Origin of the sequence: Tardiphaga sp., from assembly GCF_044340795.1 — a bacterium.
Classification (GTDB): domain Bacteria; phylum Pseudomonadota; class Alphaproteobacteria; order Rhizobiales; family Xanthobacteraceae; genus Tardiphaga.
Genome location: NZ_JBIISY010000041.1, coordinates 20,541 through 35,192 on the forward strand (window position 1 = coordinate 20,541; position 14,652 = coordinate 35,192).

The 14,652-nt window shown below is 63.4% G+C and carries 15 protein-coding genes; 5 read left to right on the forward strand and 10 right to left on the reverse strand.

Features of this window, described 5'->3' with window-relative positions; all coding sequences use genetic code 11:
- Nucleotides 1-4 precede the first annotated feature (4 nt).
- The 5 genes from ACIQ17_RS09380 to ACIQ17_RS09400 form a co-directional block, all read right to left on the reverse strand.
- A complete protein-coding gene (locus tag ACIQ17_RS09380; protein ID WP_398467733.1) occupies nucleotides 5-802 on the reverse strand; it encodes a hypothetical protein in 798 nt (265 codons plus the stop codon).
- Between the two features lie 103 nt (nucleotides 803-905).
- Nucleotides 906-1,415: an OsmC family protein gene (locus ACIQ17_RS09385; RefSeq protein ID WP_398467735.1), complete on the reverse strand. Its 510-nt coding sequence runs from the start codon at nucleotides 1,413-1,415 to the stop codon at nucleotides 906-908.
- A 56-nt stretch (nucleotides 1,416-1,471) separates the two neighbouring features.
- A complete protein-coding gene (locus tag ACIQ17_RS09390; protein ID WP_398467737.1) occupies nucleotides 1,472-2,251 on the reverse strand; it encodes an ABC transporter ATP-binding protein in 780 nt (259 codons plus the stop codon).
- A complete protein-coding gene (locus ACIQ17_RS09395) occupies nucleotides 2,251-3,099 on the reverse strand; it encodes an ABC transporter permease (RefSeq protein WP_398467761.1) in 849 nt (282 codons plus the stop codon). The genes ACIQ17_RS09390 and ACIQ17_RS09395 overlap by 1 nt, the downstream gene beginning before the upstream one ends.
- Nucleotides 3,100-3,267: 168 nt before the next feature.
- On the reverse strand, nucleotides 3,268-4,242 hold the full coding sequence (locus ACIQ17_RS09400; RefSeq protein WP_398467739.1) for an aliphatic sulfonate ABC transporter substrate-binding protein: 975 nt from the start codon (nucleotides 4,240-4,242) through the stop codon (nucleotides 3,268-3,270).
- A gap of 266 nt (nucleotides 4,243-4,508) precedes the next feature.
- Between ACIQ17_RS09400 and ACIQ17_RS09405 the strand changes: the two genes are divergently transcribed.
- Nucleotides 4,509-7,316: a [protein-PII] uridylyltransferase gene (locus tag ACIQ17_RS09405; RefSeq protein ID WP_398467741.1), complete on the forward strand. Its 2,808-nt coding sequence runs from the start codon at nucleotides 4,509-4,511 to the stop codon at nucleotides 7,314-7,316.
- A 95-nt stretch (nucleotides 7,317-7,411) separates the two neighbouring features.
- Here ACIQ17_RS09405 and ACIQ17_RS09410 read toward each other — a convergent pair whose 3' ends face one another.
- On the reverse strand, nucleotides 7,412-7,933 hold the full coding sequence (locus ACIQ17_RS09410) for a methylated-DNA--[protein]-cysteine S-methyltransferase (RefSeq protein WP_398467743.1): 522 nt from the start codon (nucleotides 7,931-7,933) through the stop codon (nucleotides 7,412-7,414).
- Between the two features lie 92 nt (nucleotides 7,934-8,025).
- On the reverse strand, nucleotides 8,026-8,619 hold the full coding sequence (phaR, locus tag ACIQ17_RS09415) for a polyhydroxyalkanoate synthesis repressor PhaR (RefSeq protein ID WP_398467745.1): 594 nt from the start codon (nucleotides 8,617-8,619) through the stop codon (nucleotides 8,026-8,028).
- Between the two features lie 329 nt (nucleotides 8,620-8,948).
- Between phaR and ACIQ17_RS09420 the strand changes: the two genes are divergently transcribed.
- From ACIQ17_RS09420 to ACIQ17_RS09430, 3 genes are all read left to right on the forward strand, one after another.
- Nucleotides 8,949-10,127 carry an acetyl-CoA C-acetyltransferase gene (locus ACIQ17_RS09420; protein WP_398467747.1) on the forward strand — a complete coding sequence of 393 codons (1,179 nt, stop codon included), beginning with the start codon at nucleotides 8,949-8,951 and terminating at the stop codon, nucleotides 10,125-10,127.
- 181 nt (nucleotides 10,128-10,308) lie between these two features.
- Nucleotides 10,309-11,034 (forward strand): acetoacetyl-CoA reductase, encoded by a 726-nt coding sequence (gene phbB / locus ACIQ17_RS09425; RefSeq protein WP_398467749.1) that lies wholly within the window; start codon nucleotides 10,309-10,311, stop codon nucleotides 11,032-11,034.
- A gap of 89 nt (nucleotides 11,035-11,123) precedes the next feature.
- Nucleotides 11,124-11,996, forward strand: coding sequence for a DMT family transporter (locus tag ACIQ17_RS09430; protein ID WP_398467751.1), 873 nt, complete (start codon nucleotides 11,124-11,126; stop codon nucleotides 11,994-11,996).
- Between the two features lie 60 nt (nucleotides 11,997-12,056).
- On the opposite strand, the gene ACIQ17_RS09435 is transcribed toward ACIQ17_RS09430, so the two are convergent.
- The 3 genes from ACIQ17_RS09435 to ACIQ17_RS09445 form a co-directional block, all read right to left on the reverse strand.
- The gene (locus ACIQ17_RS09435; protein WP_398467763.1) at nucleotides 12,057-12,476 is read right to left on the reverse strand and encodes a cupin domain-containing protein; all 420 of its coding nucleotides are present in this window, start codon (nucleotides 12,474-12,476) and stop codon (nucleotides 12,057-12,059) included.
- 2 nt (nucleotides 12,477-12,478) lie between these two features.
- A complete protein-coding gene (gene gloB / locus ACIQ17_RS09440) occupies nucleotides 12,479-13,246 on the reverse strand; it encodes a hydroxyacylglutathione hydrolase (protein WP_398467753.1) in 768 nt (255 codons plus the stop codon).
- Between the two features lie 71 nt (nucleotides 13,247-13,317).
- A complete protein-coding gene (locus ACIQ17_RS09445) occupies nucleotides 13,318-13,632 on the reverse strand; it encodes an MliC family protein (protein ID WP_398467755.1) in 315 nt (104 codons plus the stop codon).
- A 200-nt stretch (nucleotides 13,633-13,832) separates the two neighbouring features.
- On the opposite strand from ACIQ17_RS09445, the gene ACIQ17_RS09450 reads away from it, so the two are divergent.
- Nucleotides 13,833-14,612: a methyltransferase domain-containing protein gene (locus ACIQ17_RS09450; RefSeq protein WP_398467757.1), complete on the forward strand. Its 780-nt coding sequence runs from the start codon at nucleotides 13,833-13,835 to the stop codon at nucleotides 14,610-14,612.
- Nucleotides 14,613-14,652 lie beyond the last annotated feature (40 nt).

Here is a 14,652-nt window from a genome sequence, read left to right on the forward strand (position 1 = left end):
CAGACTAAACATACCGCGCCTTCCGCCGGCCCCATCCCCACAGGCCGAGATTCCACGCCATGCAGATCAGCAGTGCGGCGCCGAGCGCAATCACCGAGCTGCCGCGCAGTGCCAGCACATGCATCGCGGCGACGGCGATGCCAAAGCCCATCAGGCCCCAGCCGCCATTGGCGATCACCGCGGCGGTCGGCGGGCCGCCGATGCGTGGATGCAGGATCAGCATCAGGCTGGTGAAGACGATCGGATAGAGCGCCAGCATGCCGCTGCCGGTCGGGCCGATGGTGGCGGAGAGCGTGACGACGGCGCCGACCAGCGTGGCGACAAGGGCGGCGCGCAGCGGGATGTCGTACCAGCGGCGGGTGATGACAGGCATCTTCGCGTGGCGGAAACGCGCCATCAGCGGCAGGCAGATCGCGAAGGTGACGACATTGACGGCGATGCCGCCGAGCAGCGTCCAGTCGATCAGCTGCACGATGTAAGCGAGAACGAGCCATACGATGATCGCCGCGCCAAGGCTTAGCACGACATTGTTGCGCTGCGCGAGGAAGATGTAGGTGAGACCGAGAAACATGGTCGCCGCATTGATCGGCAGGCTCGCCAGCGCGCCCTGCGCGATGAAGGCCGCGTCGTGATCCATCGCGAGAAAGACATAGGACGGGCCCGCCGAGATCGGCAGCGTCGCCACCAGGGCGCCGATCGCTGGGCCGGACCGTTCGGTGATGATGGAGGCGGAGATCACGAAGGCGGCGGTGATCGCCATGCGCAAAATCAGAACGGCGATGAAGGCGACGTCGGGTGACATTTCTTGTTCTTCTTTGTCATGCCCGGCAGCCGGGTATCCACGTCATGTGGTGTAACCAGACGTGGTTGGCCGGGACAAGCCCGGCCAGGACAAAGCAGGGTTGTCAGATCCTGTTTAGCGCCACCGACACCTTCGGGCCGTTCTTGATGGTCTGATAGACGACGCAATAGCGTTCGGTGAGCTTGAGCAGGAGATCGAGCTTATCCTGTGGCGCGTCGGTATCGAGGTCGAAGCGCAGGCGGATTTCGGCGAAGCCGACCGGGGCTTCCTTGTCGACGCCGAGCGTGCCGCGGAAATCGAGATCGCCCTCGGCGACCACATTGCCGGACTTCAACGGAATCTCGACGGCGGTGGCGACGGATTTCAGCGTGACGCCGGCACAGGCGACCAGCGCTTCCAGCAGCATGTCGCCGGAGCAGAGTTCGAGACCGGAACCGCCGGTGGCCGGATGCAGGCCGGCGGCCGCGATCTGCCGGCCGGTTTCGACCTTGCATGCGATGCCGTCATTGTCGATGGAGCCCTTGGCCTTCAGCGTGATGAAGGCAGCTTGCGGATCGGTCTTGTAGCGTTCCTTGATCGGTGCCTGTGTGGCGCGGAGCGTGGCGGCGTCCATGATGGTTCTCCCTGAGATTTGTTAGTTGCAGCTTCTAGTCGCGCGGCGCGGCAATGTCACCACCAGGCGCCGACGGCCTCGGCCGGTGCGTGATCCGGCACGTCGCGATCGAGCGAACGGTCGAGCGCGGTGAGCACGCGTTTCTTCACCGCATCGAACAGCGGCGACGCGCGATCACGCGGGCGGGCAAGGCCGACATCGATCTCGGCAAACAAACGCCCGGGCCGCGGTCGCATCACCAGCACGCGATCGGCCAGCACCACGGCTTCATCCACGTCATGGGTGACGAGGATCAGCGTCGGTCGCGTATCGGCCCAGAGATCGAGCAGATGATCCTGCAGATCGCGGCGCGTGAAGGCATCGAGGGCGGAGAAAGGCTCGTCGAGCAGCAGCACTTCTGGCTGCGGCACCAGCGCCCGTGCGATGGCGACGCGCTGCGCCTGTCCGCCGGAGAGTTCGCGCGGCCATGCTTTGGCCTTGTCGGAGAGGCCGACGCGGGCCAGCGCCTGCGCCACCTTTTCGCGGCGCTCTGCTGCGGGAAGATCGGCGAGGCCGAAGCCTATATTGTCGGCGACATTGAGCCAGGGCAGCAGCCGCGGCTCCTGGAAGATGATGCCGATCTTCTCATGCGGCGCGGTGATATCGATGTCGTCGATGCGGATCGTGCCGTTGGAGGCGCGGTCGAGCCCGGCGACGGCACGCAGCAAGGTGGACTTGCCGCAGCCGGAGCCGCCGATGATGGCGATGATCTCGCCCTGCGGGATGCGCGCATTGAAACGCTCCAGCGCATGGACGCCGTTGGGATAGGTCTTGCCGACATGATCGAGGGTGAGCATCAGGTCTCTCCGCCCGGACGGAATGCATCCTGCCAGCGCAGCAACGGCGCGGTGAGGCGCTCGATCAGCCAGTCGGTGGTCTTGCCGAGCAGCGCGAAGATGGTGATGGCAGCGAGTATCTGGGCGGGCTTGCCGAGTTGCTGACCGTCGATCAGGAGATAGCCGAGCCCTTCGGAGGCGCCCATGAATTCAGCGGCGACCACGAACATCCAGCCGAGCCCGAGGCCGACGCGCAGCGCCACCACATAGGCCGGCAGCACTGCGGGCAGCAGGATGCGGCGGATCATGGCGGGGCCGGACAGGCGGAAGGTGCGGCCGACCTCGACGATCTTGCGATCGACTGAGAGGATCGCGCCCATCACGCCGAGATAGACCGGAAAGAACACGCCGACCGCAATCAGTGCGACTTTGGATGTTTCAAAAATGCCGAGCCAGAGGATGAACAGCGGCACCCAGGCAATGGAGGGAATGGCGCGCAGCGCCTGAATCGAGGGATCGAGCAGGCGGCGTGCGATGCCCCAATAGCCGGAGATGGCGCCGAGCAGCGTGCCGGCAATGACGCCGAAGCCGAAGCCGGCGGCGACGCGGATCAGCGTGGTGGTGACATGTTTTGCGAGCTCGCCGCTTTGCGCGAGTTCGGTGATGGTGGCGATGACGCGCGATGGCGGGGGCACGAGGCGACCGTTTGACCAGCCGGCCCAGACCGCGGCTTCCCAGGCGAGTGCGAGGGTCACGGGGACGACGATGCCGAGCAGGGGACGGGCGAGGCGCTGCCAGCGGCGGTCGGGCGCGCGCTGATTGCCCAGCTCGGCGCGTTCAATGGCGGGTGTTTCCAGCGTCATGGTCATGGGCGGCGGCGTCTCGCGGAGTTTGGTTTGCAAACCTCTCCCTGTCATCCCGGCGAACGCCGGGATCCATACACGCTGGAGAGATAGTCAAAACGCCGTGGTCGAGATCGAGTCTCATTCACGGCGTCGGAGGTTATGGATCCCCGCTTTCGCGGGGATGACAGGGAGCTAGCTCTTCGGCAGCGGGATCTGATCATCGATCAAAGCATCCACCGTCGCCTTCACATCGACCTTGGCGTCGATCACGCCAGCCTGCTGCAGAGCGAGGCCTGCGGCGAGGATCGACTCGCGTTGCGGCGCGCCGATGCGGCTGTGGGTGAGTTCGGTGCGCTCCTTCAGCTGCTTGTCGACCACGGCCTCGGGGAGCTTGGTGACGCCGATAAAGGCCTTCTTCAGCTCCGGATAATTCTCCAGCGAATATTTTCGCGCATCCTCATAGACGGCGAGCACGCGGCGCGCGGCATCCGGATAGTCCTTCAAAAACTGTTCGCGGACATTCAGGATGCCCCAGGTGTTGGCCTCAGCCTTGCGGAAGAACAGCTTTGCGCCGTCCTCGACTTCGGCCTGCGCCATCATCGGATCGAGGCCGGCCCATGCATCGACATCGCCACGGATCAGCGCGGCCTTGCCGTCCGCATGCTGCAACAGCACCGGGGTGATGTCCTTGTCGGTCAGCTTGGCGTCGAGCAGCGCCCGGACCAGGAAGATGTGCGGATCGGTGCCGCGGGTCACGGCGACGCGCTTGCCCTTGAGATCGGCGACGGAGGCGATCTTTGAATCCTTCGTTGTCACCAGCGCGGTCCATTCCGGCCGCGAATAGACATAAACCGACTTGATCGGATTGCCGTTGATCTTCGCGACCAGCGCAGCGGAGCCGGCGGTCGAGCCGAAATCGATGGAACCGGCATTGAGGAATTCGAGCGCCTTGTTGGAGCCGGCCGACTGCACCCAGGTGATCTTGATGCCGTCCTTGGCGAATTCCTTTTCCAGGAGGCCGTTCTGCTTGAGGATGATGGAGACCGGATTATAGGTCGCCCAGTCGAGCCGTATTTCCTTGAGCGGATCGGCGGCGAAGGCGGTGGCGGGCAGCAGGGCCGCGCCGGCGATCAGACCGGCGACAGCGCGCCGTGATAGGCTGAACATTCGAATCTCCCCTGGAATGACATTCGTTTCTGCGCACCAGCAACAACCATCCGGCGCGCGGGAGCGGCTGGATGGCACCGCGTTGCGATGCAAAAACCTTGTTTAATTTCAATTGCTTATACGTTTTCGTCAACGAGAAGATATCGTGCGTTCAGATGCTCGCTTTGAGGATGTCGTTTCTCTGATTGCGCAAATGACAGCATGAACTAACTGTTGGATGACAATGACCGTGACAGCGCTCGCGCCGTCCGATATCCGGGATGCCTATGGATAGTGCTGTGCTGAAGGCCGAGACGGCCCCCGAAGTCGAATTCGATACCGTGCGGATCGCCGCCGAGATCGATGCGCTCGCCGCGGAGCATCGCGGCAAGAACGACCTTTTTCGCGCTGCACTGGCGAAGCTGCTCAAGGCCGAACTGATGACCGCGCGCGAGGCGGCCGAGGCGGTGCTGCTCAAGGACCGGCACGGCCGGCGCTGCGCCGAGCGGCTCTGCGATGTGCAGGACGACATCATCCGCCTGCTGTTCAATGCGGCGATCAAGCACCTCTATCACGCGCCGCTGCCGTCGAGCGGCGAACGCATGTCGGTCGTCTCCACCGGCGGCTATGGCCGCGGCCTGATGGCGCCGGAGTCCGACATCGATCTGCTATTCATCCTGCCCTACAAGCAGACCGCCTGGGGCGAGCAGGTCGCCGAGGTCATTCTCTATTGCCTGTGGGACATGGGGCTGAAGGTCGGCCACGCCACGCGCTCGGTGGACGAGTCGATCCGCCAGGCGCGCGGCGACATGACCATCCGCACCGCCATTCTCGAAACGCGTTTTCTCGCCGGCGACAAGGCGCTCTATGAAGAGCTCGTCACGCGTTTTGACGCGGAAGTGGTGCAGGGCACGGCTGCCGAATTCGTCAGCGCAAAACTCGCGGAGCGTGAGGAGCGGCATCGCCGCGGCGGCCAATCGCGTTATCTGGTCGAGCCGAACGTCAAGGACGGCAAAGGCGGGCTGCGCGATCTCCATACGGTGTTCTGGATCGCGAAATACGTCTATCGCGTGCGCGACAGCAAGGAGCTGGTGGCGCGCGGCGTGTTCGATGCGCAGGAATATCGCACCTTCAAGCGCTGCGAAGATTTCCTGTGGTCGGTCCGCTGCAACATCCACTTCCTGACCAAGCGGCCGGAAGAGCGGCTGTCCTTCGACCTGCAGCGCGAGATCGCGGTGCGGCTCGGCTATACCTCGCATCCCGGCATGCAGGATGTCGAGCGCTTCATGAAGCACTACTTCCTGATCGCGAAGGAAGTCGGTGACCTCACCGCGATCCTGTGCGCGAAGCTGGAGGACCAGCAGGCCAAGCCGGCACCGGCGCTGACGCGCATGATGGCCAAGCTGCGGCCGGAGACGAAGCGCCGCCGCGTGCCGGGCAGTGACTCATTCATCATCGACAACAACCGCATCAATCTGGCGGCGCCCGATGTTTTCAAGGAAGACCCCGTCAATCTGATCCGGATCTTCCGTTTCGCGCAGAAGCACAGTCTGGCCTTCCATCCGGATGCGATGCGGGCAGCGACGCGCTCGCTGCGGCTGATCACGCCGGCCGTGCGCGAGAATCCCGAAGCCAACAAGATCTTCATGGAGATCCTGACCTCGGACAATGCCGAGATCGTGCTGCGGCGGATGAACGAGACCGGGGTGCTGGGCCACTTCATCCGTGCCTTCGGGCGCATCGTCTCGATGATGCAGTTCAACATGTATCACCACTATACGGTGGATGAGCATCTGATCCGCTGCATCGGCATCCTTCAGGAGATCGAGCGCGGCGGCAACGACGAGTTCACGCTCGCCTCCGACCTGATGCGCAAGATCCGGCCGGAGCATCGCGCGGTGATCTATATCACCGTGCTGCTGCACGACATCGCCAAGGGGCGGCCGGAGGATCACTCCACGGCCGGCGCCAAGGTGGCGCGACGATTGTGCCCGCGGCTCGGCTTCAATGCCGGCGACACCGATCTGGTCGCCTGGTTGATCGAGGAGCATCTGACCATGTCCACGGTGGCGCAGTCGCGCGACCTGTCGGACACCAAGACCATCGAGAATTTTGCCGCGGTCGTGCAGTCGGTGGAGCAGATGAAGCTGCTGACGATCCTGACCACCGCGGACATTCGCGGCGTCGGCCCGGGCGTGTGGAACGGCTGGAAGGCGCAGCTCCTGCGCACGCTGTATTACGAGGCCGAGCCGGTGCTGACCGGCGGCTTCTCCGAAGTGAACCGCGCGCAGCGCATCGCCGGGGCGCAGGCGGAATTCCGCCGGGCTTTCACCGAATGGCCGGAGACGCAGCTCAATGCCTATATTTCGCGGCACTACCCGGCCTACTGGCTGAAGGTCGATCTCGAACGCAAGATCCGCCATGCGCGCTTCCTGCAGGCGAGCGAACAGGCCGGCCACAAGCTGGCGATCAATGTCGGCTTCGACGAAGCGCGCGCCGTCACCGAACTGACGATCCTTGCGGTCGACCATCCCTGGCTGCTGTCGATCATCGCCGGCGCCTGCGCGGCTGCGGGCGCGAATATCGTCGACGCGCAGATCTATACGACCACCGACGGGCGTGCGCTCGATACGATCGCGATCTCGCGCGAATATGACCGCGACGACGATGAAGGCCGTCGTGCCACGCGGATCGGCGACATGATCGAGGATGTGCTGGAAGGCAAGGTGCGGCTGCCGGAGACGGTGGCGAAGCGCGCGTCGTCGAGTTCGTCGAAGAAGGCGGCATTGAAGGCGTTCACCGTCGAGCCGGAGGTGATCGTCAACAATCAGTGGTCGGATCGCTATACGGTGATCGAGGTGTCAGGGCTGGATCGCCCGGGCCTGCTGTATCAGCTCACCACGGCGATCTCGAAACTGAACCTCAACATCGCCTCGGCCCATGTGGCGACTTTCGGCGAGCGGGCGCGGGACGTGTTCTATGTCACCGATCTGCTCGGTGCGCAGATCACGGCGCCGACGCGGCAGGCCGCGATCAAGCGGGCGCTGATCCATCTGCTGGCGAATAGCGAAGCGGCTGAGAAGCCGGCGGCTTAATCCAGATCGTCATTGCGAGCGCAGCGAAGCAATCCAGAAGCAACAAGCGAAGGCTGGATTGCTTCGTCGCTACGCTCCTCGCATGACGCTCTGAGTCACGCCACCTCCACTCCCTCATGCCGCAGCAGCCAGCGTTTTCGTTCGATGCCGCCGCCATAGCCGGTCAACGCGCCATTGGCGCCGATCAGGCGATGGCAGGGGACGACCACGCTGAGGGGATTCGATCCATTGGCGTGACCGACCGCGCGCATCGCTGCGGGTGAGCCAAGCTGTGCGGCGAGGGTGCCGTAGCTGAGCGTCGTACCGACCGGAATCTTGCGCAGCGCCGTCCACACATTGGTCTGAAACGGCGTGCCGGGGATGTGGCAGGGGATCGTGTCGAGCTGATCGAGATCGCCGCCGAAGTAGCGCGTGAGTGCCTGACGAATCGATTTGGGCGCTGGCGCATCGACAAGCGGAGCCGCGCCAAGATAGCGGCGCAGCGAGACATTCAACCGCTCCTGATAATCCGTCCAGTCCAGCGCGCAGAGCAAGCCATCCACATTCGTCACCAGCAGTGCGGTACCGATCGGCGTTTCCAGCCGGTCAAGATGGAGTGGTGTTGTGGTCTTTGCCATGGCGGTTCGGCTCGTCACATGAAAACGCCGACCGTAGTGTTCCACGGTCGGCGTTGCATTCCGATTTCCGAGAAGATTTCGGGCGACGAGCGTTACTCGCTCTTCGGCTCGTGCGACATGCGCTCGAGGCGCTCCTGCATGTCCTTCATCTGCTTGCGCAGGTCGTCGATATTGTCGCCGCCGGCTGCGGGCTCCGCGGCCTTCTCCGGCTCCGGTGCGGCGCCGGGGCGCGGCGGCACGAACGGCTTGAACATGGAGAAGGTCTGCTGAAACAGCTCCATGTTGCGGCGAACGGTCTCTTCCAGCGGCGCAAACGGCGTCATGCCGAACGTGTTCGTCATCTGCTTGCGGAATTTCTCCTGATCCCGCGTCAGCGAATCAATCGACTGTTCGAGATATTTCGGCACCACCATCTGCATGCTGTCGCCATAGAAGCGGATCAGCTGGCGCAGGAAGGTGGTCGGCAGCAGGTTCTGGCCGGCCTTGTTTTCCTGTTCAAAAATGATCTGTGCCAGCACCTGGCGGGTGATGTCGTCGCCGGTCTTGGCGTCGTAAACGAGGAAATCCTCACCGTCCTTCACCATGGAAGCAAGGTCTTCCAGGGTCACATATGTACTCGTCCCGGTATTATAGAGCCGGCGGTTCGCGTATTTCTTGATGGTGGTGGGTTGATCTGATTTCGCCATGGCTCACTTACCTACCGGGGACGGGAAACCTTTCGGCATTGCGCCAAAAAGGCCATCGGATTGGGTGGTCGAACAACGCAATGCAATAAAGAAAGCACTTTCAAACTGGCTCGGCTACCGTTTTGTGCGTCACGGTTAAAATCGCGGCATGATTGTGCTATGCAATGCGACATTGGTGCCAATTTTGGTGCGCTGCGGTCGGAAATGGCCTCAGGTCCAATTGACACATAGATACGAGGTTTAAGAGGATGCGCGCCACGCGGCGTCAGCCGTGATGGCGTGGTCAAAGTCGAACAGGCCCACTTTCAAAACAACAACAGGAGATGTCCATGTCAGACGATGTCGTCATCGTCAGCGCCGCCCGCACACCGGTCGGCAGCTTCAACGGCGCTTTCGCAACCACGCCAGCGCATGATCTCGGCGCCGTCGCCATCAAGGCCGCGCTCGAGCGCGCGAAGCTCGATCCGGCGCGCGTCTCCGAAGTCATCATGGGCCAGATCCTCACTGCGGCGCAGGGTCAGAACCCGGCACGTCAGGCGGCGATCGCCGCCGGCCTTCCGGTCGAGACCTCGGCCTGGGGCGTCAACATGCTGTGCGGCTCCGGCCTGCGCACCGTCGCGCTCGGCTATCAGGCGCTGATGAATGGTGACTCTGACATCGTCGTCGCCGGCGGCCAGGAATCCATGAGCATGGCCCCGCATGCGCAATATCTGCGCGGCGGCGTGAAGATGGGCTCGACCGAACTGGTCGACACCATGATCAAGGACGGTTTGTGGGATGCCTTCAACGGCTATCACATGGGCAACACCGCCGAGAACGTGGCAAAGCAGTTCCAGATCACCCGCCAGCAGCAGGACGAATTCGCCGTCGCTTCGCAGCAGAAGGCGGAAGCTGCGCAGAAGGCCGGCAAGTTCAAGGACGAAATCGTCCCGGTGACCATCAAGGGCCGCAAGGGCGATACCGTCGTCGACGCCGACGAATATCCGCGTCATGGCGCCACGCTCGAAGCCATGGCCAAGCTGCGCCCGGCTTTCGACAAGGAAGGCACCGTCACCGCCGGTTCGGCGTCGGGCATCAATGACGGCGCCGCCGCCGTGGTGCTGATGACCGCCAAGCAGGCGGCCAAGGAAGGCCTCACCCCGCTCGCGCGCATCGTGTCGTGGGGCCAGGCTGGCGTCGATCCGAAGATCATGGGCACAGGCCCGATCCCGGCGTCGCGTGCGGCGCTGAAGAAGGCCGGCTGGTCGATCAATGATCTCGACCTGATCGAAGCCAACGAGGCTTTTGCAGCGCAGGCGTGTGCGGTGAACAAGGACCTCGGCTGGGATACGTCGAAGGTCAACGTCAATGGCGGCGCGATTGCCATCGGTCACCCGGTCGGCGCATCGGGCGCACGCGTCCTCGTGACGCTACTGCACGAAATGCAGAAGCGTGATTCGAAGAAGGGCCTTGCCACGCTGTGCATCGGCGGCGGCATGGGCATCGCGATGTGCGTTGCACGCGACTAAAAGGGCGGCACGCGCGCTGAAAACTTCAGCGCGCGATTGCACTGCACACAGCGATTGACGTTGCATCGTCGATCAAATCAAAACGCCCGGCGCTTTGCGTCGGGCGTTTTTTCTTGATGTTCATCGTAGCGCCAGCTTAACTCGCTACTATAATTTCAGAATTGATTTTCGGGAGGACAGCATGGCGCGCGTAGCAGTGGTGACAGGTGGAACACGAGGCATCGGCGCAGCCATCAGCAAGGCGTTGAAGAACGCCGGCTACAATGTCGCAGCGACCTATGCCGGCAATGATGCGGCCGCCGAAAAATTCAAGAGCGAGACCGGGATCCCCGTTTACAAATGGGACGTGTCGTCCTTCGAGGCCTGTGCCGACGGCATCAAGAAGGTCGAGGCTGAACTCGGGCCGGTGGATGTGCTGGTCAACAATGCCGGCATCACCAAGGACGGTGCGTTTCACAAGATGACGCCGGAATCCTGGCATGCGGTGGTCAACACCAATCTCGGCTCGCTGTTCAACATGACCAAGCCCGTCATCGACGGCATGCGCTCGCGCAAATTCGGCCGTGTCATCAACATTTCATCGATCAACGGCCAGAAGGGCCAATTCGGCCAGGTCAATTATTCCGCCGCCAAGGCCGGCGATATCGGCTTCACCAAGGCGCTGGCGCTGGAGAATGCCAAGCTCGGCATCACGGTGAACGTGATCTGCCCCGGTTACATCAACACCGAGATGGTGCAGGCGGTGCCGAAGGACGTGCTGGAGAAGAGCATCCTGCCGCTGATCCCCGTCGGCCGCCTCGGCGAGCCCGAGGAAATCGCCCGCGCGGTGCTGTTCCTCGCGGCGGATGATGCCGGCTTCGTCACCGGCTCGACGCTGACGGTGAATGGCGGGCAGTATCACGCGTAAATCTTCGCGTCATTGCGAGGAGCACTTGCGACGAAGCAATCCAGTCTTTACTCGCTGGATTGCTTTGCTCCGCTCGCAATGACGTTCATATGACTTCCCGCACTGCCACCCTCATCGGCCTGACTGCCATCCTGATGTGGTCGCTGCTGTCCGTGATGACGGTGGCCAGCGGGCGCATGCCGCCGTTTCAGCTTACCGCCATGACCTTCGCCATCGGTGCATTGGCGGCAGCCCTCAGCTGGATCTGGCGCCCCGATGCGATCCGCGCGCTCAGGCAGTCGCCGCTGACCTGGGCGGTCGGTGTCGGCGGTCTGTTCGGCTATCACGCGCTGTATTTCGTTGCCTTGCGGCTGGCGCCGCCAGCGGAAGCGGGGCTGCTGAACTATCTCTGGCCGCTGCTGATCGTGCTGTTCTCGTCGCTGCTGCCGGGCGAACGGCTCTATCCTCATCACATCGTCGGCGCGCTGCTCGGTCTGGTCGGCACGGTATTGCTACTGTGGGGCAAAGTCTCGCTGACCTCGGCCTCCGGCCATGCGGGCGGCCTGTTCGCGGCATTCTGCGCTGCCTTTGTCTGGGCGGCCTATTCGGTGATGTCGCGCCGGTTGAAGGCGGTGCCGACGGATGCGGTGGCCGGCTTCTGTTTCGTGACGGCCATTCTCGCGGCGATCGTGCATGTTGCCACCGAAACCACGGTCTGGCCGGAGACGGCGTTGCAGTGGCTGTCGGTGATCGCGCTCGGCGTCGGCCCGGTGGGCGCCGCGTTCTACACATGGGACATCGGCATGAAACGCGGCGATATCCGCGTGCTCGGTGCCGCGTCCTATGCGACGCCGCTGCTGTCGACGGGGTTTCTCATTCTTGCCGGCTTCGCGCAGGCGAGTGCGAATATCGCGCTGGCCGCGGCTTTGATTGCGGGCGGCGGGTTGATCGCGGCGAAAGATATGATTTTTAAGAAGCGCTGAGAGACGCTCCCTCTTCTCCCTCCCCACTGCGCAGCTGCACCGCTTGGGGGAGGGAGAAGATCACGGCTTCCAGCCCTTCGGCGCCAGCTCGAATGTCGCAAAGTCAAACCCTGGCGCCACCGTGCAGCCGACCAGTGTCCACTCGCCAGTCGTAGCAGCTGCCTGCCAGGCATGCGGCGGCACGATGCCCTGTGGCTGTTGCCCCGCCGCGAGGTCAGCGCCCAGCGTGATCGCGCGCTGTCCGTTCTCGTCGGCGATCTCCAGCGTCAGCGGTGCACCGGCGTGATAGTGCCAGATCTCCACGGCATCGATGCGATGCCAGTGCGAGCGTTCACCCGCCGCCAGCAGGAAATAGATCGCCGTCGATGCCGCGCGGCCATGCGCATCGGTGCGGGCATCGCGAAATGTCTCGCGAAAGTGCCCGCCTTCGGGATGCGGCTGCAGGCCGAGCATTGCGATGATCTCGGCAGCGGTCGGCATCGTCATGACTTGTTCTTGCGCTCGCGCAGTTCGCTGAACACGTCGTCTTCGCTGAACCCCTTGAGGCGGACGGCGGCGGCGATGGCGGGATCGTCGGCGCGCAGGAACACGTTGATCTGCTTCTCCAGGCCGAGTAGCGTGGGGATGGTCGGCTTGCCTGCGGCGCGCAGCTGCGTCACCTCATCGGCGCGCTTCTTCAGCGCTTCGTTATGGGCGTCGATGCCGAGGCAGAACTTCATGTTGGCGGCGGTGTATTCATGGCCGCAATAGACGCGGTAGTCGTCGGGCAGCATGCGCAGCTTCTTCAGCGACTGCCACATCATCGGATAGGTGCCCTCGAACACGCGGCCGCAACCGCCGGAGAACAGCGTGTCTGCGGAGAACAGCGCCAGTTCGCTGTCGAACACGTAGCAGATATGGTCGAGCGTATGGCCGGGGGTCTCCAGAACGCGCGCCGTCAGCGCACCGACCTGCACGGTGCTGCCTTCGCCGACGCGGACATCCACATGCGGGATCGCGGTGCCCTGGTCATGCGGCGCGGTCACCTTGCAGCCATAGGTCTTCTTCAGTTCGGCGATGCCGCCGACGTGATCGGCGTGGTGATGCGTGACCAGGATATCCGTGAGCTTCCAGCCCTCGCGCTGCAGCACCTTCATGATCGGGCCGGCCTCGGGCGCATCGATGGCCGCGGTCTTCAGGCTCTGCGGGTCATGGATCAGGTAGCCGAAATTGTCGGACAGGCAGGGGAAGACGCGAATTTCAGCAGCCATGTTAACTCCGTTACGTTTCTTGCATGCGCCCGCATGGAGGGGCGCAGGTATCGATAAATTGCGCGTCGCGCCTAGCGCGGCGGCGTCACGCATTGCCGTGACGGCTGCTCGCCGATCTGCAGCGTGATCGTGGTCGCGCCCTTGCCGGCGATCAGGACATTGCCTTCGCCATAACGGAAGCCCGAGCCCGAGCGCTGGATCGGCATGCGGAGCGATTCGCCATTGGGGTAGAACAATGTGATCGATTTGCCGCCGGAATTGTAATCGACCGAGATCTTGTCGCCGCCGGGGAGTGCCGGGCTGCACAGGTAATCGACCGTGGCCGGATTGGCCCGGGCCGGCAGCGAAGCCAGCGGCGACATCACCAGAGCGGATAGGATTGCCATTCCCGCGGACTTTCGCATTCGCCGTGACACCATGACGCCCCTCCAGGATTCTCGCCGTGCAAACTAGGCCGCAGCCCGACGGGTCTTGTCAATTGTCGGTGCGACGTGCCGCCATGTCGCCGACATATGGCGTTAAGCCTCTGGCAGCAATCCGGGATTCGGGGGATCGTGCATCGCATGAGCCATGGTAGAACGCATTCATGACCATCGATGTCATCGACCTCCGGGATTTCTATTCCCGCCGCCTCGGCATCGTGGCGCGGCGGTTGATCAATCGCGGCATCAAGGCGCATTGGCCCGATGCCGAGGGCCAACGGGTGCTCGGGATCGGCTATCCCACGCCCTATCTCGGCCTGTTTCGCGAAAATGCCGAGCGCTGTATCGCCTTCATGCCGGCCGCGCAGGGCGTATTGAAATGGCCCACCGCAAAGCCGGCGCTGGCTACACTGGTGGACGAGATGTCGCTGCCACTGCCGGATGCGGCGGTGGATCGGATCATTCTGGTCCATGCGCTGGAAATGTCGGACGATCCCGAAGGCCTGTTGCGTGAGGTCTGGCGCGTGCTCGCGCCGTCCGGGAAGATGATCGCGATCATTCCGAATCGACGTGGCGTGTGGACGCGTTCGGATTCGACGCCATTCGGCCATGGCCGGCCTTATTCGCGGTCGCAGATCACGCAGTTGTTGCGGCAGACCTGGTTCACGCCGACGGCGTGGAGCGAGGCGCTGTTCATGCCGCCGGTGGGCATGGGCTGGTTCCTGCGCTCGGCCTTGATGTGGGAGCGCGTCGGCGCGGCGCTGTCGATGCCGTTTGCCGGGCTGCATATCGTGGAGGCCAGCAAGCAGGTCTATCGCGCGCTGCCGGCGAAGCGGGAACGCGCAAAACTCATTCCGGCGCTGCAGCCGGTGCTGGTGCCGAGCTCGGGCATGCGCCGCGACGGCGCCGCTGACATGGGCGATGCCGAACCGCAGTCACGCTGAGGATCGATCCTCGATCGAGGCGTTCAAACCTCCAGGTTCA